The organism is Enterobacter sp. C4G1, from assembly GCF_052886895.1.
Window position 1 is genome coordinate 1,061,635 of sequence record NZ_JBQVVV010000002.1, and the last position, 22,508, is coordinate 1,084,142.

A 22,508-nucleotide genomic window follows, 5' to 3' on the forward strand; every position below is an offset into this window, starting at 1 on the left:
GTCATCTATCCTTATAGCCGGTCATCGCGGTCACACTGCCTCTTGAAGCAGGCAGCGTGTAAGCGGCATGATATAGACAATTAGCTTCTCATTCAGCAAGGAATTGCCATGTCTCAGTTTCATCTCATCGCACCGTCGGGCTACTGCATTAACCAGGAGGCGGCACAACGGGGCGTTCAGCGCTTACTGGGATCCGGCCATCAGGTAGAAAATCAGATGATTATCCCCCGCCGCGAGCAACGTTTTGCCGGGACACAAGCGCAAAGACTGGATGATATCAACAGTCTGGTGAACCTGAAGGGTGAGAATAACATCGTGCTGGCGGTGCGAGGCGGATACGGCGCCAGCCGGTTGCTGGAAAGCATTGACTGGGCAGGGCTGGCAAAACGCCAGCAGCACGATCCCCTGCTGATTTGCGGCCACAGCGACTTCACGGTTATCCAGCTCGGTCTGCTGGCACTGCATAATGTGATGACCTTCAGCGGCCCGATGCTGGCCGGTAATTTTGGCGCACCAGAGCTTGACGCCTTTACCCAGGAGCATTTCTGGCGCGCCCTGCGTAACCCGACCTACAGCGTCGAGTGGCAAGGCGACGGGCCACACTGGGAATGTGAGGGGCAGCTGTGGGGCGGAAATCTGGCGATGCTGGTTTCGCTGATTGGCACTCCGTGGCTCCCTGATATTGATGACGGTATTCTGGTGCTTGAAGATATCAATGAACACCCGTTCCGTGTCGAGCGGATGTTACTTCAGCTTTATCATGCCGGTATTCTTGCGCGTCAGTCGGCTATCGTGCTGGGCAGTTTTAGCGGCTCCGCCCCGAATGAGTACGACGCTGGCTATTCTCTTGAAACGATGGTCGATTTTATCCGCTCCAGGCTGGATATTCCGGTGATAACCGGGTTGGCATTTGGTCATGAACAACAAACGGTAACCCTTCCGCTTGGCGCGCAGGCTTTCCTGAAGCACGATAATTCGGGCAGTCGGTTAACAATAAGCGGTCATCCGGTCATAAAGGCATAAAAAAGCCGTTAAACCACCGCAATAAAACGCTGTGTCTGCCGTTAATATGATAGGGTTTTAATAACAGATACAGCATTAAGGTGGGAGTACGACAACATTGGATGCCGCAGCGATAATCAGCCTATTCATTCTGGGTTCTGTCCTTGTAACCTGTAGTATTTTATTAAGTTCATTTTCTTCGCGCCTTGGCATCCCTATTCTTGTTATTTTCCTCGCTATCGGGATGTTGGCCGGTATAGATGGCATCGGCGGTATTCCTTTCGATAACTATCCCTTCGCTTATATGATCAGTAACCTCGCCCTGGCGGTCATTTTGCTGGACGGCGGGATGCGTACTCAGGCCAGCTCGTTTCGGGTCGCCTTAGGCCCAGCGCTTTCGCTTGCGACTGTCGGGGTGCTTATCACCTCTGGCCTGACCGGGATGATGGCGGCGTGGCTGTTTCACCTTAACATCATGGAAGGCTTGCTGATTGGCGCGATTGTCGGCTCGACCGATGCAGCGGCGGTCTTTTCCCTGCTCGGCGGTAAAGGGTTGAACGAGCGTGTTGGTTCAACGCTTGAAATTGAATCCGGCAGTAACGATCCGATGGCGGTGTTCCTCACTATCACCCTGATTGAGATGATCCAGCAGCACGAAACCGGTTTAAGCTGGATGTTTGCCTGGCACATTTTGCAGCAGTTTGGTCTGGGGATTGTCATCGGCCTTTCCGGCGGTTATCTGCTACAGCAAATGATCAACCGCATCTCACTGCCTGCGGGCCTCTATCCTTTGCTGGCCCTGAGTGGCGGGATCCTTATTTTCGGCCTCACTACGGCGATGGACGGCAGCGGTATTCTGGCGGTCTATCTGTGCGGATTCCTGTTGGGCAACCGCCCTATTCGTAACCGCCACGCCATTTTGCAGAACTTTGACGGTCTGGCCTGGCTTGCACAAATCGGCATGTTCCTGGTGCTGGGGTTGCTGGTTACGCCATCCGACCTGCTGCCGATTGCTGTTCCTGCGTTAATCCTGTCTGCCTGGATGATTTTCTTTGCCCGTCCGCTGTCGGTCTTTGCCGGGCTGCTGCCATTTCGCGGGTTCAACCTGCGCGAGCGTATTTTTATCAGTTGGGTGGGGCTACGAGGCGCAGTGCCGATTATCCTTGCCGTTTTCCCGATGATGGCTGGGCTTGATAACTCGCGGTTGTTCTTTAACGTGGCCTTCTTCGTGGTGCTGGTATCGCTCTTATTCCAGGGGACATCTCTGGGATGGGCCGCCAAAAAAGCCAAAGTGGTGGTTCCGCCTGTCGGCTGGCCTGTCTCCCGCGTGGGGCTGGATATTCACCCGGAAAACCCGTGGGAACAGTTTGTCTATCAACTGAGCGCTGACAAGTGGTGCGTGGGTGCTTCGCTGCGCGATTTGCACATGCCTGCCGAAACGCGAATTGCCGCCCTGTTCCGCGATAATATCCTGCTGCACCCGACGGGCAGTACGCGCCTGCGGGAAGGCGATATTCTCTGCGTCATTGGCCGTGAGCGCGACCTTCCGGCACTCGGGAAGCTGTTCAGTCAGTCTCCGCCGGTAGCGCTGGATCAGCGATTCTTCGGTGATTTTATTCTGGAAGCGAATGCCAAATTTGCCGATGTCGCGCTGATTTACGGCCTGGATGAAGGCCTGGAGTATCGCGACAAGCAACAGACCCTGGGTGAGATTATCCAGCAGTTGCTGGGTGCGGCACCGGTTGTCGGTGACCAGGTGGAGTTTGCCGGGATGATCTGGACGGTGGCCGAGAAAGAAGATAACGCGGTGCGTAAGGTCGGCGTAAGGCCGATGGAAGAGGACGAGGAGTAACTGTTTTGCCGGGTGGCGCTAACGCTCACCCGGCAAAAAGAGTGGTTACACTGTCACAACAGGCACTCTCGGTGCCAGCGCGCACATCAGTTCATACCCGATAGTCCCCGCCGCAGCGGCCACATCATCGATTTTAATCTCATTCCCCCACAGCTCGACGGGCGACCCAATGCCCGCCTGCGGACACGGTGTTAAATCAACCGCCAGCATGTCCATCGAAACGGTTCCCACCGTACCGGTACGAACGCCATCAACCCATACCGGCGTGCCCGTTGGCGCGACGCGTGGATAGCCGTCAGCATAACCGCCTGCCACAATCCCGATACGTTGCTCACCCGTTGCGCGGTAGCGGCTGCCGTAACCGACGGTATCTCCTGCTTTCAGCGTCTGCACGCCAATGATTTCACTGCGCAGGGTCATCACCGGTTTCAGGCCACTGTTGGCAATATCCTGCCACTGACCCGACGGAGAAGCACCGTACAGAATAATTCCCGGACGCACCCAGTTATAGTGGGCTTCAGGGTGCCAGAGCGTGGCCGCTGAATTGGAAAGCGAACGGGGGCAATCCAGACCTTCGGCAGCTTGCCCGATACGCGTCATGGCATCGGCAATACCATCAGGTTTTTCTGCATCAGCGAAATGCGCCATTAACGTCATTTCACCCACATTTTGCAGGGCGCGGAGCTGCTGCCAGACCGTATGCACGCGCTCAGGCTGGAAGCCCAGGCGGTTCATGCCGCTGTTCATTTTGACGTAGATATCCAGCGGAGCATGTAATTTCGCATTTTGCAGTGCTTTGATTTGCCAGTTACTGTGCACGCTGGTTGTCAGACGATACCTATCCAGCAGCGGCAGATCGTCGGCGTGGAAGAACCCTTCCAGCAGCAGTATCGGCCCTTTCCAGCCGCGCTCACGCAGTAAAATGGCTTCTTCCAGATTCAGTAAGGCAAAACCATCCGTGCTGCTGAGCGCGCTCCAGATGCGATCAATACCGTGGCCGTAGGCGTTAGCTTTGACGACCGACCATACACGCGAGCCTGGCGCTGCACGACGAACAATCTGGAGGTTATCCTTCAGCGCCTTCAGATCCAGCTGAGCCAGAATAGGACGGGACATGACAACTCCTTGTTAATTATGCGCGCCGTGCAGGTGCTGTGGGCGCGATGGGGTAAATCCCGATTGATAACGCGCGGCACTTAAATCGTCAAACGGAATCGCCGGTGTACGCCCGGAAATCAGGTCGCTCAACAGCTGGCCTGAGCCGCAGGCCATTGTCCAGCCCAGCGTGCCGTGGCCCGTGTTGGTCCACAGATTTTTAAACGGTGTACGCCCAACAATAGGCGTGCCGTCTGGCGTCATAGGGCGCAGCCCGGTCCAGAATGTCGCCTGCTCAACAAAGCCGCCGCGCGGGAACAGATCGCCCACCACCATCTCCAGCGTTTCACGACGCGGCTGTAACAGCTCGGTGTTAAAGCCCACGATTTCGGCCATACCGCCCACGCGAATGCGGTTGTCAAAACGGGTGATCGCAATCTTGTAGGTTTCATCAAGAATAGTTGAGACTGGCGCGCCGCTTTCCTCTTTGACCGGAATGGTCAGTGAGTAGCCTTTCAGCGGATACACCGGAATATCAAGAATGCCTTTCAGCATCGCGGTGGAGTACGAGCCAAACGCCATGACGTAAGCATCGGCCTTAATCACTTCGTCACCGCACTTCACGCCGTAGATGTTTTCACCTTCCGACAGCAGCTTATCGACGGAGGTGTTAAAGCGGAATTTCACCCCTGCCTGTTCGCACATCGCTGCCAGACGCTGAGTAAACAGCTGGCAGTCGCCGGTTTCATCATTTGGTAAACGCAGCCCGCCGGTCAGCTTGTGTGCTACTTCCGCCAGCGCCGGTTCAACCTGCGCCAGCTGGCTGGCTTCCAGCAGCTGATACGGCACACCGGCGTCTTCAAGCACGGCGATATCCCGCGTGGCGTTTTCGTATTGCTGCGCGGTACGGAACAGCTGCAAGGTGCCTCCCTGACGCCCTTCGTACTCAATGCCGGTAGAGGCACGCAGCGCTTTCAGACAGTCACGGCTGTATTCCGCGAGGCGAACCATGCGGCCTTTGTTTTCCATGTAATGGCGGGTGTCGCAGTTGCGCAGCATTTGCCACATCCACTTGAGCTGGAATTGCGAGCCATCAAGGCTGATAGCCAGCGGCGCATGGCGCTGGAACATCCATTTAATCGCCTTCAGCGGCACGCCCGGAGCGGCCCACGGTGCTGCATAGCCCGGAGATATCTGTCCGGCGTTTGCCGCACTGGTTTCCAGTGCCGGGCCGGGTTCCCTGTCGATAACAGTAACGTCATGTCCCGCCTGACTTAAATACCAGGCGCTGGTTACACCAACGACACCACTTCCCAGTATGACAACACGCATAGCCAACTCCATTATGTGCAAAAGAACAATCTTCTAATTACAGATTGATAACCTAGTTGAAAATATTATTCAACATACGACTTTTTTATGGTGACTTATCTCACACCTTCCCCTGTATACGGGGACAGGGCTTATTTGGGATCTCCTGCTGCGCGTTATTTTTAGCCAGCATAAAATATTGCAGTCATCGCTTTTTCACCCGTTTCAAAAACGGGAAATCGCAAAGAAAAAATTTCTGCGCCAGCACGCTTTTGAATGCGTTGTTCTATGCTTGAAAAGAGGCTCTCCAGACAGAGAGAGCACCAACAACGAGGGCGCGCTAATGGCTACTATTGATTCCATATCCAAGGACAGCACACGTCTGAGTGATGGGCCCGACTGGACCTTTGAGTTGCTGGATGTCTACCTGGCCGAGATCGACCGGGTGGCAAAACTGTATCGCCTGGATACCTATCCCCATCAGATTGAGGTGATTACGTCCGAACAAATGATGGATGCCTACTCAAGCGTTGGGATGCCTATCAACTATCCGCACTGGTCGTTTGGTAAAAAATTCATCGAAACCGAGCGGTTGTACAAACACGGCCAGCAAGGGCTGGCGTATGAAATCGTCATCAACTCCAACCCGTGTATTGCTTATCTGATGGAAGAGAACACCATTACCATGCAGGCGCTGGTCATGGCTCATGCCTGCTACGGGCATAACTCATTTTTCAAGAATAACTATCTTTTCCGCAGCTGGACGGATGCCAGCTCGATTGTCGATTATTTGATTTTCGCCCGTAAATACATCACCGAATGCGAAGAACGCTACGGGGTAGATGAAGTTGAGAAATTGCTCGACTCCTGCCACGCGCTGATGAACTACGGGGTAGATCGTTATAAACGTCCGCAGAAGATCTCCTTACAGGAGGAGAAAGCCCGGCAGAAAAGCCGTGAAGAGTATCTGCAAAGCCAGGTGAATATGCTGTGGCGCACCCTGCCGAAACGTGAAGAAGAGAAAACGGTGACTGGGGCACGCCGTTATCCGTCTGAGCCGCAGGAGAACCTGCTCTACTTTATGGAGAAAAACGCCCCGCTGCTTGAGCCGTGGCAGCGTGAGATCCTGCGTATCGTGCGCAAGGTGAGCCAGTATTTCTATCCGCAAAAACAGACCCAGGTAATGAACGAAGGCTGGGCCACTTTCTGGCACTACACCATCCTTAACCATCTGTACGATGAAGGGAAAGTCACCGAGCGGTTTATGATGGAATTCCTGCACAGCCACACTAACGTGGTGTTCCAGCCGCCGTACAACAGCCCGTGGTACAGCGGTATTAACCCGTATGCGCTCGGCTTTGCGATGTTCCAGGACATTAAACGTATTTGCCAGTCGCCAACGGAAGAAGACAAATACTGGTTCCCGGATATTGCCGGCTCTGACTGGCTGCAAACGCTGCATTTTGCGATGCGTGACTTTAAGGACGAAAGTTTTATCAGCCAGTTTATGTCGCCGAAGATCATGCGTGACTTCCGCTTCTTTACCGTGCTGGATGATGACCGGAATAATTATCTGGAAATTTCCGCTATCCATAACGAAGAGGGATACCGCGAGATCCGCTCGCGCCTCTCTTCCCAGTACAATCTGAGCAACCTCGAGCCAAACATCCAGGTGTGGAATGTGGATTTACGCGGCGACCGCTCGCTGACGCTGCGCTACATTCCGCATAACCGCGCGCCGCTGGATAAAGGCCGCAAAGAGGTGCTGAAACATGTGCATCGCCTGTGGGGCTTTGACGTGTTGCTGGAGCAGCAGAACGAAGACGGTAGCGTGGAGCTGCTGGAACGCTGCCCGACGCGGTTAAATACCTTGTAGTTTTTTTGCCGGGTGGCGGCTACGCCTTACCCGGCCTACGGGTTTTGTAGGCCCGGTAAGCGAAGCGCCACCGGGCGAAAAAAACCTCTCAAGCGAGAGGTTTTTTATTTTAGCGGCCCTGGATAACCAGGTCGCCTGGCAGCGTTTTCTGCATCCGGTGCCAGATCTCGCCGGAGTCGTGACCATAGCGACGCACGGTTTCATAAACCTGATCGTGCTGACCCGATGTGCACAGCTCGCTCAGCTTGTGATAGAACCCCAGTGCCAGGCTACGGGCTTCCGGGTTCGCAAAATAGTGACGACCAATGCGGGTGTACAGCCCTTTCATGCCATTGAGGATCAGGCCATAAATCGGGTTACCAGATGCAAACGCCAGCCCACGGAATACGTTGTAATCGAGGGTGGCAAAGGCATCGGCATGATCTTCAACTGCTTTTGCGCTTTCCAGCACTTCCAGCGCGTTGTCCGGGTGCTGGCGGAACGCTGTACGGATAAAGATGGTGGCAATGTTGGTACGAACAGACAGCAGGTTATCAATCAGCTGTGGCACGCTTTCGTGATCAAGACGCGCGAGCGTTTCGAGAATATTCAGCCCGGACGTTTCCCAGAAGTTGTTTACTTTTGTTGGCTTGCCGTGCTGAATCGTCAACCAGCCATCACGCGCCAGTCGCTGAAGAACTTCTCGCAACGTGGTACGGGTGACACCAATCAGTTCAGAGAGTTCGCGTTCAGCAGGAAGAATTGATCCCGCAGGGAAACGGTTATTCCAGATGCTTTCAATGATGTACTCTTCCGCGAAACCCGCCGGGCTCTGCGCCTTAATGACCATAGTGAGATTTCCATTACACAGCTTTAGCAAATTGGACTCATCATACCAGAGGCCAGAAGCGGCAGGTAGCGCGGCAGCAAGAGAAAAGAGGGATCACCGTTTCATTTTTGTGAAATTTACAATACTGCCTGTTGTCCTCCCGGGCGCTAATTTTGCGTATACTGATGTTTTAGCTGTCTTGACGGGGAAGGACGTCTGTCGTGGAAATTTCATTTGGTCGCGCACTGTGGCGCAATTTTTTAGGCCAGTCACCTGACTGGTACAAACTCACTCTGTTGGTATTTCTGGTTGTTAATCCGATCATTTTTATCGTCAGTCCCTTTTATGCCGGCTGGCTGCTGGTTGCAGAGTTCATCTTTACCCTGGCAATGGCGCTGAAATGCTATCCATTATTGCCTGGCGGCTTGCTGGCATTTGAAGCTGTTGTCATCGGTATGACCAGTGCCGAACATGTGAAAGAAGAGCTGGCATCGAATCTTGAAGTGCTTCTGCTGCTGATGTTTATGGTGGCTGGCATCTATTTTATGAAGCAGCTTCTGCTATTTATTTTCACGCGCCTGCTGTTAAGCATTCCTTCGAAAACGCTGCTGTCGCTCTCCTTCTGCCTTGCCGCAGCCTTCTTGTCTGCGTTTCTCGATGCCCTAACCGTGGTCGCGGTGGTGATAAGCGTGGCAGTCGGGTTTTACGGCATTTATCACCGTGTTGCTTCATCACGGCAGGGCGATGACCTGCAGGACGACAGCCACATCGACGCGCATAATCGTGTTGTGCTGGAGCAGTTCCGCGCATTCCTGCGCAGCCTGATGATGCACGCGGGTGTCGGTACCGCGTTGGGCGGGGTGATGACCATGGTCGGCGAACCGCAAAACCTGATTATCGCGAAAGCCGCAGGCTGGCATTTCGGCGAGTTCTTTCTGCGCATGGCGTCTGTCAGCGTACCGGTGCTTATCTGCGGTTTGGTCACCTGCATTCTGGTCGAGAAATTCAGCGTCTTTGGTTACGGCGCAAAACTCCCGGAGCCGGTACTCCTGGAGTTACGCAAATTTGACCAACAGAGTCGCAGCCAGCGCACCCGACAGGAAACATTGCGCCTGATAGCCCAGGGAATTATCGGCCTCTGGCTTATCGCCGCGCTGGCGTTCCATCTCGCGGAAGTAGGCTTAATCGGCCTGTCGGTGATTATTCTGGCCACGTCATTTACCGGCGTTACAGACGAACATGCTATAGGCAAAGCCTTTACCGAAGCTCTTCCGTTTACCGCATTGCTGGCGGTATTTTTCGCGGTTGTGGCGGTCATTATTGACCAGCAGCTGTTCACGCCGATCATCGCTTTCGTACTTCAGGCCGCCCCTGATTCGCAGCTGACGCTCTTCTACCTGTTTAACGGCCTGTTATCGTCTATTTCGGATAACGTCTTTGTCGGTACCGTGTATATCAATGAAGCAAAAGCTGCGATGGAGCATGGGGCTATCAGCGCCGGGCAGTTTGAACTGCTTGCGGTCGCCATTAATACCGGAACGAACCTACCTTCCGTTGCGACACCGAACGGACAGGCGGCCTTTTTATTCCTGCTGACGTCTGCCCTCGCCCCACTCATACGACTTTCTTATGGAAGAATGGTATGGATGGCGCTGCCGTACACGCTGGTACTGACGCTCGTGGGATTGCTTTGCGTCAAAATTACCCTCATTCCCTATACGCACTGGTTGCTACAAGCAGGTATACTTGCGGCGCAGTAAGTCAGGCATATCGGGCAGTTCGCTGCCCGTTTGCGTTTTCGCATGATAAACATCCGATTACGCTTTAATTCGCAAGGCACAGGTGGCGCAGGAAATGAATTCGTTTACACTGCGCTTTCTAAGCATGTTCCAGGGAAATGATTATGTTGAGATTTTTAAACCAGTGCTCTCGCGGTCGCGGAGCGTGGTTGTTAATGGCCCTGACCGCCTTTGCGCTGGAAATGGTCGCTCTGTGGTTCCAGCACGTTATGGGGCTTAAGCCTTGTGTGCTGTGTATCTACGAACGTTGCGCACTGTTCGGTATTATGGGGGCGGGTCTGGTTGGAGCTATTGCGCCAAAATCCCCGCTTCGCTATGCCGGCCTCGCCATCTGGATTTACAGTGCCTGGAAAGGTATTGAGCTGTCCTGGCAGCACACTATGATGCAACTGCATCCGTCACCGTTTATGACCTGTGATTTTGCCGCCCGCTTCCCGAGCTGGCTGCCGCTGGATAAATGGCTGCCGCAGGTGTTCGTAGCATCCGGTGACTGCTCTGTGCGTCAGTGGGAGTTCCTGACGCTGGAGATGCCTCAGTGGCTGGTAGGGATTTTTGTTGCTTACTTCGTGGTGGCGCTACTGGTGCTGATTGCTCAGCCGTTCAAACCGAAGAAACGCGATTTGTTCGGAAGATAAAAGCAAAACGGCAACTTCGGTTGCCGTTTTTAGTGTTTGCGCCCTCTCCCGTGGGAGAGGGTTGGGGTGAGGGCATCAGGCAGCACACCACATTAAAAAACCGCCCAGGCGGTTTTTTTCGTATCAACGGTTGGGATGATTCATGATGTGGTCTTCCCAGTCCCGCACCTCTGACTCTTTCACCGCAATATGGCGCACGGAAATACGCTCACCGTGCATCGCCGCTTTTGACCCCGTCAGCAACGGATGCCACTTCGGCAGGTCCTGACCTTCCGCCAGCAGACGATAGGCGCAGGTATGCGGCAGCCATTCGAAGGTTGGCAGGTTATCACGGGTTAACTTGATGCAGTCCGGCTCAAACTCGAAGCGACGCTCATAGTTACGGCACTGGCAGGTTTTGATGTTCAGCTGTTTGCAGGCAACGTTGGTGAAATAGATCTCGTCCGAGTCTTCATCCATCAGCTTATGCAGGCAGCACTGCCCGCATCCATCGCACAACGATTCCCACTCCTCGTCGGTCATTTCGTCGAGAGTTTTGCTTTGCCAGAAAGGGATGTCGTTCATCGGGATGTCCACACGTCAAAAGAAAGCGCACCTTATAACGAGTCTGGCACGTTGATGCAAGTTTTGCCGCCCGAAGAAGGCGGCAAGTTGCTTTTACAGCACGCGAGTTTTCAAGGACTGGCCGTTAAAACTGACTTCCAGTTCGTCGCCGCTGTTTAGCGGGCCAACACCTTCTGGCGTACCGGTCAGGATCACATCACCCGGTTTCAGGGTAAAGAAACGGCTCATATAGGCAATCAGCGGCAGGATCTTGTGGATCATATCGGCGGTGGTGCCCTGCTGGCGGTATTCACCGTTAACCTTCAGAGAAAGCGGCGTATCCTGCGGGTCAGCACTGAACTCACCCACTGGCACAAAACCGGAGATCGGGCAGGAATTATCAAACCCTTTAGCTTTTTCCCACGGCTGCCCGGCTTTTTTCATTTTGCCCTGCACATCACGCAGCGTGAGATCCAGCGCGACACCGTAGCCAGCAATCGCTTTTTGCACATGCTCTTCAGAGGCCTGACGCAGGGTTGCGCCAATCAGTACGGCCAGCTCCACTTCGTGATGAACTGAACCTAACCCCTGTGGCAACGCCAGCGGCTGGCGAATGTCGCAAAGCGCAGTTTCCGGTTTAATGAACAGCACCGGCTCTTCTGGCATGGCACTGCCCATTTCCTGAATGTGTTTCGCATAATTGCTGCCAACGCAGACAACTTTGCTGACGGGATAATCCAGTAATGCACCTTGCCAGTTATGATGTTGATACATTTACGACCCCTAAACGGTTGATGTGTTGTGCCCGGACGCTTGCCGGACTATTTCTTTCCGTTCACCTCAAGATGCTGTTTTAATAAATTCTCGGGTGGTGGCGGAAGCTGTAAATAATAGCCCTGTTCAGCTAATGCTGATTTCACTTTTTCCAGATCGGCATTAACCAGTTTCTTTCGCCCATCCAGTGGCAGCAGCATTGCCAGCTGCGGACGGCCAAAGTTCTTCATTAATTCTTCAGGCACGCGGGAGAAATCGTCTTTCTTTTCGACATAAAGATAGGTCTGGTCGCGGCTGGTACTTCTATAGATCACACAAAACATGTTTTTACTCTGAATTCTCGGGTGGTTGCTTGCCTCAATATACTCCTGACTATAACATGCCTGATACTCTTCGGAATATCGCAACGACAGCGTTGTGGTTAATAGCAAATTGAGTAAGGCCAGGATGTCAAACACGCCCATCGAGCTTAAAGGCAGTAGTTTCACCTTATCAGTGGTTCATTTGCATGATGCAAAACCCGAGGTTATTCGTCAGGCGTTAGAAGACAAAATCGCGCAGGCTCCTGCTTTTCTGAAGCACGCCCCCGTCGTCGTCAATGTCAGCGGCCTTGATGCCCCTGTTAACTGGAAACTTCTCCAGCAGGCAGTGTCATCAACCGGGCTGCGCATTGTCGGCATCAGCGGTTGCAAAGACGCCGAACTGAAAGCTGAGATTGACCGCGCAGGGCTACCCATTCTGACGGAAGGCAAAGAGAAAGCCCCACGTCCGGCACCTGTTGCCGTGCAAACACCCCCGCTGCCAGTTCAGAACGTTACACCTGTCACAAAAACGCGATTGATTGATGTGCCGGTTCGTTCCGGTCAGCGGATTTATGCACCAAACTGTGATCTGATTGTTACAAGCCACGTCAGCGCCGGTGCAGAACTCATTGCGGATGGCAATATTCACGTCTACGGTATGATGCGTGGGCGTGCGCTTGCAGGTGCAAGTGGCGATCGGGATGCACAAATATTTTGTACTCACCTGACGGCGGAACTGGTTTCCATCGCAGGTGAATATTGGCTGAGCGACAAGATCCCAGCCGAATTTTATGGCAAAGCGGCTCGTTTGCGACTGGCAGACGACGCGTTGACCGTTCAACCGTTGAATTGATCCCTTTTTAACAAGGAATTTCTATGGCACGCATTATTGTTGTTACTTCGGGTAAAGGAGGCGTTGGCAAGACCACCTCCAGCGCGGCCATCGCTACTGGTTTGGCCCAGAAGGGAAAGAAAACCGTCGTTATCGATTTCGATATCGGCCTGCGTAACCTGGACCTGATTATGGGTTGTGAGCGTCGTGTGGTGTATGACTTTGTGAACGTCATTCAGGGCGATGCCACGCTGAACCAGGCGCTGATTAAAGATAAACGCACCGAGAATCTCTATGTTCTCCCGGCCTCTCAGACGCGTGACAAAGATGCCCTGACCCGCGAAGGCGTGGAAAAGGTGCTCGACGATCTGAAAAAGATGGAGTTCGACTTTGTGGTTTGCGACTCCCCTGCCGGTATCGAAACAGGTGCACTGATGGCGCTCTACTTCGCTGATGAAGCGATCATCACCACTAACCCTGAAGTATCGTCCGTACGTGACTCTGACCGAATTCTGGGTATCCTCGCCTCTAAATCACGTCGTGCGGAAAATGGCCAAGACCCAATCAAAGAGCACCTGCTGCTGACCCGTTACAACCCGGGTCGCGTGAACAAAGGTGATATGCTGAGCATGGAAGACGTGCTGGAGATCCTGCGCATTAAACTGGTGGGTGTCATCCCGGAAGACCAATCCGTGTTACGCGCCTCTAACCAGGGTGAGCCGGTTATTCTGGATACGATGGCAGACGCAGGTAAAGCTTACGCCGATACCGTTGATCGTCTGCTGGGAGAAGAACGTCCTTTCCGCTTCATTGAAGAAGAGAAGAAAGGTTTCCTCAAACGCCTGTTCGGAGGATAAGTTATGGCATTACTGGACTTTTTTCTCTCGCGGAAAAAAAGCACCGCCAACATCGCTAAAGAGCGTCTGCAAATCATCGTTGCGGAGCGTCGTCGTAGTGACGCCGAGCCACATTACCTGCCGCAGCTGCGCAAGGACATCCTGGAAGTGATCTGTAAGTATGTGCAGATTGACCCGGAAATGGTCACCGTACAGTTGGAACAAAAAGACGGGGATATTTCGATTCTGGAGCTGAACGTTACGCTACCAGAAGCGGAAGAGTCACGTTAATCAGGTTTTGTTTTTGTAGCCCCGGTAAGCGCTAGCGCCACCGGGGAGATATTCCGGGCATGGTTTCATGACCCGGCATATTTTATCGCGGATACCCTTCCAGCAGCGTATTCAGGCGATCGGCCATCAGTTCCCCGCGCCAGCCTGCCATCATTTCCGGCAATCCATTCTGTGTTTTCAGCTTCCAGTGCCAGTTCAGCAACTGATTGATCTGACGACGCGACGCCAGCAATTCAGCACCGAGTTTGCTCTCAGTTGCAACGTCCTGCACCAGTGCCTTAATGTCTTTGAATGCCTTGCGGTAACCCGGCATGTCCATCAGATTCAACAGCGGTTCAGGCAGCGCGTCATCCGGCGTTTGCTGAGCTTTTTCCACCAGCGCCAGCAGGGTTTTACCGTGGAAACGGATCTCGCTCCCGGAAAGGCCAATGCTGTCCAGCTCGCCCATGCTACCTGGCATATAACGCGCAACCGCCCAGAGATGTTCTTCACGAACCACAAAGTTAACGGCCAGATCGCGCTCGCGCGCTTTACGCAGGCGCCAGTCGGCCAGCAACTGCAAACAGGCCAGCTGACGCGTACGCAGCTGCCATGCGTTGCTGATATCGCGCCAGGCCTCTTTCGGAGAGACCACTTCCTGACGACGCTGCTGTGTCATGCGACACTCGTCCAGCGCCGCAGGCAACCAGCCAGAGGCTTCAGCTTCTTTCATCAGTTGGCCGGCAATCGGCAGCAGGTAAAACACGTCTGCTGCAGCATATTCCAGCTGACGTTCGGTTAACGGGCGCGCCAGCCAGTCGGTACGGGATTCGCTTTTATCCAGCGCGATACCCGTGTACTCCTCAACCATTGCCGCAAAGCCCCATGAGAGTGGACGATTGCTGAATGCCGCCAGGATCTGCGTATCAATCAGGGGTTGCGGCATGATGCCAAAGGTGTTGAGAAACACTTCCAGATCTTCACTGCCGGCGTGCAGGTATTTGGTGACGCCAGTATCCAGCAGCAGCTCACGCATCGGCGACCAGTCGGTAATACCAAGCGGATCGATAAGTGAAACATGTTTACCGTCGTACATCTGAATCAAACCCAGCTGCGGGTAGTACGTTCGGGTGCGGACAAACTCGGTATCCAGCGCGATGGCTGGAAAGTCACGCGTAACCTCGCACAGCGAAGCCAGCTCGTCGTTGGTGGTGATCATCTGGTAATTCAAAACGGATTCTCTTTTGTTTGCACCCATAAAAAACGCCGGCTAAACCGGCGTCTGGGCGATTAGCGTGAAGCTCATGCCTTATTGTCCACTTTGGCACGGGCTTCGTCACGTAATTCTCGTCGTAATATCTTCCCGACGTTGGATTTCGGCAGCTCATCGCGAAACTCAACCAGCTTCGGCACTTTATAGCCCGTTAACTGGCGGCGGCAGAAGGTAATAAGCTCCTCTTCGCTAAGCGATGCATCTTTTTTGACCACAAAAATCTTCACCGCTTCACCGCTGCTGCCGGAAGGGACACCCACAGCCGCCACTTCCTGCACGCCGGAGTGCTGCATGACCACGTCTTCAATTTCGTTCGGATAAACGTTAAAACCGGACACCAGGATCATGTCTTTCTTACGGTCAACGATGCGCAGGAAGCCCTCTTCATCCATTACGGCGATATCACCGGTGTGCAGCCAGCCATTTTTGATTATCTCATCCGTGGCGTCCGGGCGCTGCCAGTAACCCAGCATTACCTGCGGGCCTTTCACACATAACTCACCGGGTTGACCGGGTTCGACTTCGTTATCGTCGTCGTCAACCAGTCTGGCTTCCGTCGACGGAACAGGCAGCCCGATACTGCCACTGTGGTAGTCGATATCATGCGGGTTTACGCTGACCAGCGGAGCACATTCCGTCAGGCCGTAACCTTCCAGAAGATACTGACCGGTGAGTTTAACCCAACGTTCGGCAACGGCCTGTTGCACTGGCATCCCGCCGCCGGCGGACAGATGCAGCGTTGAGAAATCGAGCTGCTGGAACTCTTTGTTATTGAGCAGCGCGTTGAACAGGGTATTCACCCCGGTCATGGCCGTGAACGGATATTTTGCCAGCTCTTTGACCAGTCCCGGGATATCGCGCGGGTTGGTAATCAGTAGGTTCTGTCCACCCAGTTCAATAAACAGCAGGCAGTTCATTGTCAGGGCAAAAATGTGATACAGCGGCAGTGCCGTCACGACCAACTCTTTGCCACGGTGAAGCAATGGCCCATAGGTCGCATTAACCTGTTCGAGGTTTGCCAGCATATTGCGGTGCGTCAGCATGGCTCCTTTTGCCACACCCGTCGTACCGCCGGTGTATTGCAGAAATGCCAGGTCTTCCGCAACCACTTCCGGCTTAACGTATTGCATCCGGTAGCCTGCATGAAGCGCACGGCGGAAGGAGATGGCATCCGGCAGGTGGTATTTCGGCACCAGGCGTTTGACGTATTTCACAACAAAGTTAACCAGCGTCCCTTTGGCGGTGGAAAGCTGATCGCCCATGCGGGTCAGAATGACGTGTTTAACCTGAGTCTTTTCGACTATTTTCTCGAGGGTATGGGCAAAGTTAGAGACAATCACAATCGCCGCAGCGCCGCTGTCGTTTAACTGGTGCTCCAGCTCGCGTGGGGTGTACAGCGGGTTAACGTTGACCACAATCATCCCGGCACGCAGGATGCCAAATAACGCCACTGGATACTGCAACAGGTTCGGCATCATTAACGCAACGCGATCCCCTTTTTGCAGCCCTAACCCTTGCTGTAAATAAGCCGCGAATGCACGGCTACGTTCCTCAAGCTTACGGAACGTCATCACCTCGCCCATATTCACGAACGCAGGCTGATCGGCATAACGCGCAACTGAATTCTCAAATAATTCAATCAGGGATTGATAACGGTCAGGATTGATCTCCGCAGGAACATCTGCGGGATAACGGTTAAGCCAAACCTTCTTCAATGCATCACCTCTGAAATGAGTGTTCGTCGTCATCACAACCCCGATAATAAACAGTTTGTTAACATTATATTAACTCAGCGTACCAGTTTATTAATTGTTCAGATTTAAGGTTGCGAAGCGCGTCACTCTTTTTTTTAGTTTTATCCGTAAAAAAACAGAGACAGCGGCTGAGCCGCTGTCTATTTCCTATATATAACAGTTAGTTACTCGGTTACAACGGTCTGAACATGTGCAGGTCCTGGGTTATACCAGCCCCATCCTGGATAGCCGTAACGGTATGGATGTGGGCCCCACATCCACGGATCAATAGGCTGTGGTGGCATTATGACCTGCTGCTCAAGCCGCCAGCGTTTATAGCCGTTTACCTGCATGGTCATGAATTTATACGACGTACTGCCGATTTTGCCCTGTACCGTGCCGGTAATGGGGCCGACAACAGTCACCAGTTGTCCGCGAAAATCAACCGGGTCGAGGAAGCCGCTGACGTCAGCATAGATACGCCCGCGCGAGGCCTCACCCAGGACCGGTCTTGCGCCGCTATCCAGAGGGACGGTGGCTATTTCCAGGCGGGTTTTCCCTTGCTGGTTTAAGACTTCAACCACCTTACCGCCAAAACGCGCTTCCTGGCCAACATAGAGCTCAGGCGCATTCATTACGCGCACCAGATCCTGCTGCGGTGTTGGGCTTGTTCCCTTGATCACATCAGGAACGGTAACGCACCCGCTCAGCGCTGCGGCAACAATACCCGCCATCATCAGACGTACTACTTTAGTTTGAACCGCCATGGTGCGACTCCTTTTTCTCAGTTCCTGTTACTGAGATTCACTCGCGGCCCGGAAGTTTCTTCCACGCGACCGTGTTTCGCAAATAAACTGGTTCAGCTTGTTCAACTGCAACGGTTTTTCCTGCGCCGAGCAGTTGGCAAGCGATAGGTAACATGTCTTCCGCGGCAGGCAGAAGCATGTTGCCGTCTACCAGCGTCACGCCGGTATCGTTCGCCATTTCCGGCCATGCTGGCCAGCCGGTACCTACCGTTGCCCATTCGCCTGAGAGCTGTTGCAGACGTTCGGTTACTGCTTCCGGTTTGAGTACCGCTTCAGTCTCTTCACCGTGCCAGACGCCGTTTTCGTCGCGGGTATATTCCGCCCAGTAAACTTCACCCATACGTGCGTCAATTGCCGCCAGCACGCGCGTTGCACCGGTCATGCGCCATGCGCCCTGCGCCATGGTTGCCAGTGTAGAAACACCGATCATCGGCAGTTCTGCGCCCAGGGCCAGCCCCTGCGCAATGCCGATACCGATACGTACGCCCGTAAAACTGCCCGGGCCACGGCCGTAGGCCAGCGCATCAAGGTGAGTTAAGGTGGTATTGCCCTTGGTGAGGATCTCTTTTACCAGCGGCAGGATCCGTTGGGTATGTTCTCGTGGGCACTCTTCGAAATGAGCACAGATAGCACCGTCGTTCCACAGGGCAACAGAACAGGCCTCTGTGGCGGTATCAATAGCCAGAATTCGCATGAGTCGTCGCGCTCTCGCAATGGTCAGTCACAAAATGGCGCACATTTTAGCACACCCCGGAGCAAATTACTCCGCTGTTGGGTTCGCGAGGAACCGAACCGCGCGTTTAATGTCCCGCGTACGCGGCGCGGGCGGCAGGCTTGCCAGGAAAGTGGCACCATACGGGCGCATCACCAGCCGGTTGTCGCAGATAACCAGCACGCCACGGTCGGTGACATCGCGAATAAGACGCCCTACCCCTTGCTTCAGGGTAATCACCGCATCAGGCAGTTGCACCTCGTCAAAGGGATCGCCGCCACGCAGGCGGCAGTCTTCCATACGCGCTTTGAGTAATGGATCGTCCGGCGAGGTAAACGGCAGTTTATCGATAATAACCAGTGAGAGCGTATCACCGCGCACGTCTACGCCTTCCCAGAAACTGCTGGTTGCCACCAGCAGGGCATTACCGGCGCTGACAAACTGTTGCAGCAGTTGCCCTTTACTGGTTTCCCCCTGGAGCAGTACCGGTAAAGTCATGGTGGCGCGGAACTGTTCCGCAAGGTCGCGCATCATGGCGTGGGAGGTACAGAGCATAAAGCAGCGGCCATTATTGGCTTCGATCATCGGCTTCAGCATCGCCGCCAGGTGGCGTGCGGCACCGGGCTGGTTTGGCAGCGGCAGATTGCGCGGCACACAGAGCAGCGCCTGTTTTTCGTAATCAAACGGGCTTGGCAGCAGCAGGGATTCGGCCTGCTCAATTCCCAGACGTTCGGTGAAGTGGTGTAAATCGTCATTCACCGACAGCGTTGCCGAGGTAAAAATCCAGCTCCCCGGCTTTTGTGCCATCACCTCTTTGAATTTATCCGCCACGGTTAAAGGCGTCAAGGCCAGGGTGAAATGGCGTGAAGTGCATTCGTACCAGTAACTGAATCCTGGCTGGTTGATCTCTTTGAGTCGTTTCAGACGGCCACGGTACACAGCCGCGCGCTCAAAAGCGGCGTCAAGCAACGCGGAGCGCCCAAGCGACAGTTTTGCCACGTCGTAGCAAAGCTCCAGCGAATCATCCAGCAACAGCAATGCGCGCTGGATATTTTTATCGGCCAGCAGCTCGCGCAGGTTACCGCGATAACCCGGCTCCCCGAGCTGTAAGCGGAAATCCTGCGCACTTTGTGCCAGACGGTCGGCACATTTTTGCAGCTGTTGGGTATCTTTTAACTCTGTGCGATAGGCAATGGTGAAATCTTTCGCCAGGTCCAGAAGCTGACGACTGGAGATCGACTGACCAAAATACTGGCTGGCAATATCGGGCAGTTGATGTGCTTCATCGAAGATCATGACGTCGGCTTCCGGGATCAGCTCACCAAACCCGCTGTCCTTCACCACCATATCCGCCAGAAACAGATGATGGTTTACCACCACCACATCCGCATCCATTGCCGTTTTACGCGCCTTTACCACAAAACAGTCTTTATACAGCGGGCAGTCGCTGCCAAGGCAGTTATCGTTGGTGCTCGTCACCAGCGGCCAAGCCTGCGAGTCTTCCGCCACGCTCGCACAGGTGCTGATATCTCCGTCTTCGGTCTGATTCGCCCACGCCCGCAGGATGATGACATCACTCAGTGTTTGTACCGGGAGATCGCCCCCGGCCAGCGCCTGCTGTTCCAGACGCTCAAGGCAAAGGTAGTTGGAGCGACCTTTCAGCAATGCCAGTCGCCCTTTGTATTTCAGTGCCTTAGCCACCGTGGGCAGATCGCGGCTATAGAGCTGATCCTGTAACGCTTTAGATCCCGTGGAGATGATCACTTTCTTTTTTGCACGCAGCGCCGGGGCCAGATAAGCGTAGGTTTTACCGGTTCCAGTACCTGCCTCCACCACCAGCGGTTGTGCATTGTCGATTGCGTGCGCAACGGCGTGCGCCATATGGCGCTGAGGTTCACGCGGCTTAAAGCCGGGGATCGCCTGCGCTAACTGACCATCTGCTGAAAAATCGTCTGCCACGGTGCTCTCTCACTGTATTTTTACACAGGGATTATGTCAGCCCGCTCTCGCCAGTGCCACCCCAAATAGTGACGAGGGGAGAACAATATGGCAGTCTTGCCGCCTGATACGAAAAATAACGAGGAAACGTTTATGACAATTGTGCGCATTGATGCCGAAGCCCGCTGGTCTGATGTGGTTATCCATAACCAGACGTTGTACTACACCGGCGTGCCGGCAAACCTGGATGCAGACGCTTTCGAACAGACGGCCAACACGCTGGCGCAAATTGATGCCGTACTGGTCAAGCAAGGCAGCGACAAGTCCCGCATTCTGGATGCGACCATTTTCCTGGCGAATAAAGAGGATTTTGCGGCGATGAACAAAGCCTGGGATGCGTGGGTAGTGGCGGGTCACGCGCCTGTACGCTGTACCGTACAGGCCACGTTGATGAAACCGGAATATAAGGTTGAGATCAAGATTATCGCGGCTGCCTAAGCCCGATTACTCTTCTTCATCTTCGTCTTCAAATCGCGCCACGATCCGCTCGCCGGTATGACTGGCGCGAATTTCCTGCGCGACAACGGTTATCGCCTCGCCGCTGCTCATGCCCTGGGTCATCAGTTCCTGAATGCGCTCTACAGCTTTCTGCTGTTGCTCGTGGCTCAGAGAAGGTAAACCTGCAAACATCGTCAACTCCTGCTAAATTATTCGCGCTAATTATTTCACGCTGCCCGGTAGTATGCCACACATGAACATGCGCTTCCCCACTGTTATTATCTTGCCCTGGCGTACAGACGCTGCTGAATTTTGGTTTGCCCGTCTGAGCCATCTTCCTTTTGCGATGCTGCTGCACTCCGGCCACGCAGACCACCCCTATAGCCGCTTTGATATTCTGGTGGCCGACCCGCGGGGTACGCTGGTGACGCAGGGTGACACCACGACGGTATCCCTGGCTGATGTTCAGACCTCCACTGATGACCCGCTCCTCCTGCTTCAGCAGGCTCTCGATTCACTGGACTTACACGCGCCAGCAAACCCCGACCTGCCATTCCAGGGCGGTGCTCTGGGCTTATTTGGCTATGATTTAGGTCGCCGTTTCGAAACGCTGCCGGACCTCGCAAAGCAGGATATTGCCCTGCCGGACATGGCCGTGGGGCTGTATGACTGGGCAATCATTGTTGATCACCGCAAACAGGTCGTTTCCCTGTTAAGTCATACTGATATCGCGCAACGCCGCGCCTGGCTCGACGCGCAAACGCCTGTCGCCAGTCGCGATTTTCGCCTTACTTCCGGGTGGCGTTCGAATATGACGGCGCAGGAATACGCGGATAAATTCGCCAGCGTTCAGGCGTATTTGCAAAGCGGCGACTGTTATCAGGTCAACCTTGCGCAGCGTTTCCAGGCGACGTATCAGGGGGATGAGTGGCAGGCGTTTACCCGTCTAAATGCCAGCAATAAGGCACCTTTCAGCGCGTTCCTGCGCCTTGAACATGGCGCGATTTTAAGCCTGTCGCCGGAACGTTTTATTCATCTGGCGGAAGGGACCATTCAGACCCGGCCAATTAAAGGTACGCTACCGCGTCTTACCGACCCTGTCGCCGACCATCAGCAGGCAGAAAAACTCGCCGCTTCCCCGAAAGACCGGGCTGAGAATCTGATGATTGTGGATTTGATGCGTAACGATATTGGCCGTGTTGCCGAGCCGGGTAGCGTGCGCGTACCTGAGCTATTTGTTGTCGAACCCTTCCCGGCCGTACATCATTTGGTCAGTACCATTACCGCGCACCTGCCGGACTCGCGCACCGCTTGCGACCTGCTGCGTGCCGCATTTCCGGGTGGCTCAATCACCGGAGCGCCAAAGGTGCGGGCGATGGAAATTATCGATGAGCTGGAGCCTCACCGTCGTAACGCATGGTGCGGCAGTATTGGGTATGTGAGCCTGTGCGGCACAATGGACACCAGCATTACGATCCGCACCCTGACGGCCTGTGAGGGAACACTGTATTGCTCTGCCGGAGGAGGCATCGTTGCTGACAGCCAGGTTGAGGCGGAATATCAGGAAACCTTTGATAAAGTTAACCGTATCCTGAAACAACTGGAGAACTAAC

General features: G+C 54.1%; 21 protein-coding genes and 1 pseudogene. 10 read left to right on the forward strand and 12 right to left on the reverse strand.

Annotated elements, in window-relative coordinates; genetic code table 11:
- Positions 1-108 precede the first annotated feature (108 nt).
- Together ldcA and ACT9TW_RS19060 are read left to right on the forward strand one after the other, a co-directional pair.
- Positions 109-1,023 (forward strand): muramoyltetrapeptide carboxypeptidase, encoded by a 915-nt coding sequence (gene ldcA, locus ACT9TW_RS19055; protein WP_446493388.1) that lies wholly within the window; start codon positions 109-111, stop codon positions 1,021-1,023.
- Positions 1,024-1,120: 97 nt separating this feature from the next.
- Positions 1,121-2,788: pseudogene (locus ACT9TW_RS19060) on the forward strand (potassium/proton antiporter); the annotation flags it as partial.
- A gap of 111 nt (positions 2,789-2,899) precedes the next feature.
- On the opposite strand, the gene dadX reads toward ACT9TW_RS19060, so the two are convergent.
- Both dadX and ACT9TW_RS19070 read right to left on the reverse strand, forming a co-directional pair.
- Positions 2,900-3,970 carry a catabolic alanine racemase DadX gene (gene dadX / locus ACT9TW_RS19065; protein WP_446493389.1) on the reverse strand — a complete coding sequence of 357 codons (1,071 nt, stop codon included), beginning with the start codon at positions 3,968-3,970 and terminating at the stop codon, positions 2,900-2,902.
- Between the two features lie 12 nt (positions 3,971-3,982).
- Positions 3,983-5,281, reverse strand: coding sequence for a D-amino acid dehydrogenase (locus ACT9TW_RS19070; RefSeq protein ID WP_014070630.1), 1,299 nt, complete (start codon positions 5,279-5,281; stop codon positions 3,983-3,985).
- A gap of 322 nt (positions 5,282-5,603) precedes the next feature.
- Between ACT9TW_RS19070 and ACT9TW_RS19075 the strand changes: the two genes are divergently transcribed.
- A complete protein-coding gene (locus tag ACT9TW_RS19075; protein ID WP_446493390.1) occupies positions 5,604-7,136 on the forward strand; it encodes a SpoVR family protein in 1,533 nt (510 codons plus the stop codon).
- A 109-nt stretch (positions 7,137-7,245) separates the two neighbouring features.
- On the opposite strand, the gene fadR is transcribed toward ACT9TW_RS19075, so the two are convergent.
- The gene (gene fadR, locus ACT9TW_RS19080) at positions 7,246-7,965 is read right to left on the reverse strand and encodes a fatty acid metabolism transcriptional regulator FadR (protein WP_182061450.1); all 720 of its coding nucleotides are present in this window, start codon (positions 7,963-7,965) and stop codon (positions 7,246-7,248) included.
- Between the two features lie 200 nt (positions 7,966-8,165).
- Between fadR and nhaB the strand changes: the two genes are divergently transcribed.
- Complete coding sequence (nhaB, locus tag ACT9TW_RS19085; protein WP_315686027.1) at positions 8,166-9,704, forward strand: Na(+)/H(+) antiporter NhaB; 1,539 nt, start codon at positions 8,166-8,168, stop codon at positions 9,702-9,704.
- Positions 9,705-9,847: 143 nt separating this feature from the next.
- Positions 9,848-10,378, forward strand: coding sequence for a disulfide bond formation protein DsbB (gene dsbB / locus ACT9TW_RS19090; RefSeq protein ID WP_014070634.1), 531 nt, complete (start codon positions 9,848-9,850; stop codon positions 10,376-10,378).
- 123 nt (positions 10,379-10,501) lie between these two features.
- Here dsbB and ACT9TW_RS19095 read toward each other — a convergent pair whose 3' ends face one another.
- The 3 genes from ACT9TW_RS19095 to ACT9TW_RS19105 all read right to left on the reverse strand — a co-directional run bounded on the left by ACT9TW_RS19095 (position 10,502) and on the right by ACT9TW_RS19105 (position 12,018).
- Complete coding sequence (locus ACT9TW_RS19095; protein WP_217186477.1) at positions 10,502-10,942, reverse strand: YcgN family cysteine cluster protein; 441 nt, start codon at positions 10,940-10,942, stop codon at positions 10,502-10,504.
- 93 nt (positions 10,943-11,035) lie between these two features.
- Positions 11,036-11,695, reverse strand: coding sequence for a fumarylacetoacetate hydrolase family protein (locus tag ACT9TW_RS19100; RefSeq protein WP_446493391.1), 660 nt, complete (start codon positions 11,693-11,695; stop codon positions 11,036-11,038).
- A 47-nt stretch (positions 11,696-11,742) separates the two neighbouring features.
- On the reverse strand, positions 11,743-12,018 hold the full coding sequence (locus tag ACT9TW_RS19105) for a YcgL domain-containing protein (protein ID WP_182063594.1): 276 nt from the start codon (positions 12,016-12,018) through the stop codon (positions 11,743-11,745).
- Positions 12,019-12,142: 124 nt separating this feature from the next.
- Between ACT9TW_RS19105 and minC the strand changes: the two genes are divergently transcribed.
- From minC to minE, 3 genes are read left to right on the forward strand one after another with little or no spacing between them, the layout of a single operon-like run.
- Complete coding sequence (minC, locus tag ACT9TW_RS19110; protein ID WP_446493392.1) at positions 12,143-12,850, forward strand: septum site-determining protein MinC; 708 nt, start codon at positions 12,143-12,145, stop codon at positions 12,848-12,850.
- Positions 12,851-12,873: 23 nt separating this feature from the next.
- Positions 12,874-13,686, forward strand: a complete 813-nt coding sequence (minD, locus tag ACT9TW_RS19115) for a septum site-determining protein MinD (RefSeq protein ID WP_182061455.1) — start codon at positions 12,874-12,876, stop codon at positions 13,684-13,686.
- A 3-nt stretch (positions 13,687-13,689) separates the two neighbouring features.
- Positions 13,690-13,956 (forward strand): cell division topological specificity factor MinE, encoded by a 267-nt coding sequence (minE, locus tag ACT9TW_RS19120; RefSeq protein WP_003859937.1) that lies wholly within the window; start codon positions 13,690-13,692, stop codon positions 13,954-13,956.
- A gap of 82 nt (positions 13,957-14,038) precedes the next feature.
- Here minE and rnd read toward each other — a convergent pair whose 3' ends face one another.
- From rnd to ACT9TW_RS19145, 5 genes are all read right to left on the reverse strand, one after another.
- Entirely contained in the window at positions 14,039-15,154 is a 1,116-nt protein-coding gene (rnd, locus tag ACT9TW_RS19125; RefSeq protein WP_182063595.1) for a ribonuclease D, read from the reverse strand.
- Positions 15,155-15,237: 83 nt separating this feature from the next.
- On the reverse strand, positions 15,238-16,923 hold the full coding sequence (fadD, locus tag ACT9TW_RS19130) for a long-chain-fatty-acid--CoA ligase FadD (protein WP_331410898.1): 1,686 nt from the start codon (positions 16,921-16,923) through the stop codon (positions 15,238-15,240).
- A gap of 203 nt (positions 16,924-17,126) precedes the next feature.
- Positions 17,127-17,708, reverse strand: coding sequence for a Slp family lipoprotein (locus tag ACT9TW_RS19135; protein WP_182061457.1), 582 nt, complete (start codon positions 17,706-17,708; stop codon positions 17,127-17,129).
- Positions 17,709-17,745: 37 nt separating this feature from the next.
- Positions 17,746-18,441: a tRNA (adenosine(37)-N6)-threonylcarbamoyltransferase complex dimerization subunit type 1 TsaB gene (tsaB, locus tag ACT9TW_RS19140; protein ID WP_446493393.1), complete on the reverse strand. Its 696-nt coding sequence runs from the start codon at positions 18,439-18,441 to the stop codon at positions 17,746-17,748.
- Positions 18,442-18,507: 66 nt separating this feature from the next.
- Positions 18,508-20,418 (reverse strand): ATP-dependent DNA helicase, encoded by a 1,911-nt coding sequence (locus tag ACT9TW_RS19145; protein WP_182061459.1) that lies wholly within the window; start codon positions 20,416-20,418, stop codon positions 18,508-18,510.
- A 132-nt stretch (positions 20,419-20,550) separates the two neighbouring features.
- On the opposite strand from ACT9TW_RS19145, the gene ACT9TW_RS19150 reads away from it, so the two are divergent.
- Positions 20,551-20,895, forward strand: a complete 345-nt coding sequence (locus ACT9TW_RS19150) for a RidA family protein (protein ID WP_446493394.1) — start codon at positions 20,551-20,553, stop codon at positions 20,893-20,895.
- A gap of 6 nt (positions 20,896-20,901) precedes the next feature.
- Here the strand turns inward: ACT9TW_RS19150 and ACT9TW_RS19155 are convergent, their stop codons facing one another.
- Positions 20,902-21,087, reverse strand: coding sequence for a YoaH family protein (locus ACT9TW_RS19155; RefSeq protein WP_182061461.1), 186 nt, complete (start codon positions 21,085-21,087; stop codon positions 20,902-20,904).
- A gap of 61 nt (positions 21,088-21,148) precedes the next feature.
- On the opposite strand from ACT9TW_RS19155, the gene pabB reads away from it, so the two are divergent.
- Positions 21,149-22,507, forward strand: a complete 1,359-nt coding sequence (pabB, locus tag ACT9TW_RS19160; RefSeq protein ID WP_446493856.1) for an aminodeoxychorismate synthase component 1 — start codon at positions 21,149-21,151, stop codon at positions 22,505-22,507.
- Position 22,508: the final 1 nt, after the last annotated feature.

Coding starts and splice junctions, on each gene's coding strand:
- ACT9TW_RS19150 (WP_446493394.1), top strand. CDS start 20,551: ATGACAATTGTGCGCATTGATGCCGAAGCCCGCTGGTCTGATGTGGTT.
- minC (WP_446493392.1), top strand. CDS start 12,143: ATGTCAAACACGCCCATCGAGCTTAAAGGCAGTAGTTTCACCTTATCA.
- minE (WP_003859937.1), top strand. CDS start 13,690: ATGGCATTACTGGACTTTTTTCTCTCGCGGAAAAAAAGCACCGCCAAC.
- ldcA (WP_446493388.1), top strand. CDS start 109: ATGTCTCAGTTTCATCTCATCGCACCGTCGGGCTACTGCATTAACCAG.
- ACT9TW_RS19075 (WP_446493390.1), top strand. CDS start 5,604: ATGGCTACTATTGATTCCATATCCAAGGACAGCACACGTCTGAGTGAT.
- tsaB (WP_446493393.1), bottom strand. CDS start 18,441: ATGCGAATTCTGGCTATTGATACCGCCACAGAGGCCTGTTCTGTTGCC.
- ACT9TW_RS19135 (WP_182061457.1), bottom strand. CDS start 17,708: ATGGCGGTTCAAACTAAAGTAGTACGTCTGATGATGGCGGGTATTGTT.
- rnd (WP_182063595.1), bottom strand. CDS start 15,154: ATGATCACCACCAACGACGAGCTGGCTTCGCTGTGCGAGGTTACGCGT.
- dsbB (WP_014070634.1), top strand. CDS start 9,848: ATGTTGAGATTTTTAAACCAGTGCTCTCGCGGTCGCGGAGCGTGGTTG.
- ACT9TW_RS19155 (WP_182061461.1), bottom strand. CDS start 21,087: ATGTTTGCAGGTTTACCTTCTCTGAGCCACGAGCAACAGCAGAAAGCT.
- ACT9TW_RS19105 (WP_182063594.1), bottom strand. CDS start 12,018: ATGTTTTGTGTGATCTATAGAAGTACCAGCCGCGACCAGACCTATCTT.
- ACT9TW_RS19095 (WP_217186477.1), bottom strand. CDS start 10,942: ATGAACGACATCCCTTTCTGGCAAAGCAAAACTCTCGACGAAATGACC.
- ACT9TW_RS19070 (WP_014070630.1), bottom strand. CDS start 5,281: ATGCGTGTTGTCATACTGGGAAGTGGTGTCGTTGGTGTAACCAGCGCC.
- pabB (WP_446493856.1), top strand. CDS start 21,149: ATGAACATGCGCTTCCCCACTGTTATTATCTTGCCCTGGCGTACAGAC.
- minD (WP_182061455.1), top strand. CDS start 12,874: ATGGCACGCATTATTGTTGTTACTTCGGGTAAAGGAGGCGTTGGCAAG.
- ACT9TW_RS19100 (WP_446493391.1), bottom strand. CDS start 11,695: ATGTATCAACATCATAACTGGCAAGGTGCATTACTGGATTATCCCGTC.
- fadR (WP_182061450.1), bottom strand. CDS start 7,965: ATGGTCATTAAGGCGCAGAGCCCGGCGGGTTTCGCGGAAGAGTACATC.
- dadX (WP_446493389.1), bottom strand. CDS start 3,970: ATGTCCCGTCCTATTCTGGCTCAGCTGGATCTGAAGGCGCTGAAGGAT.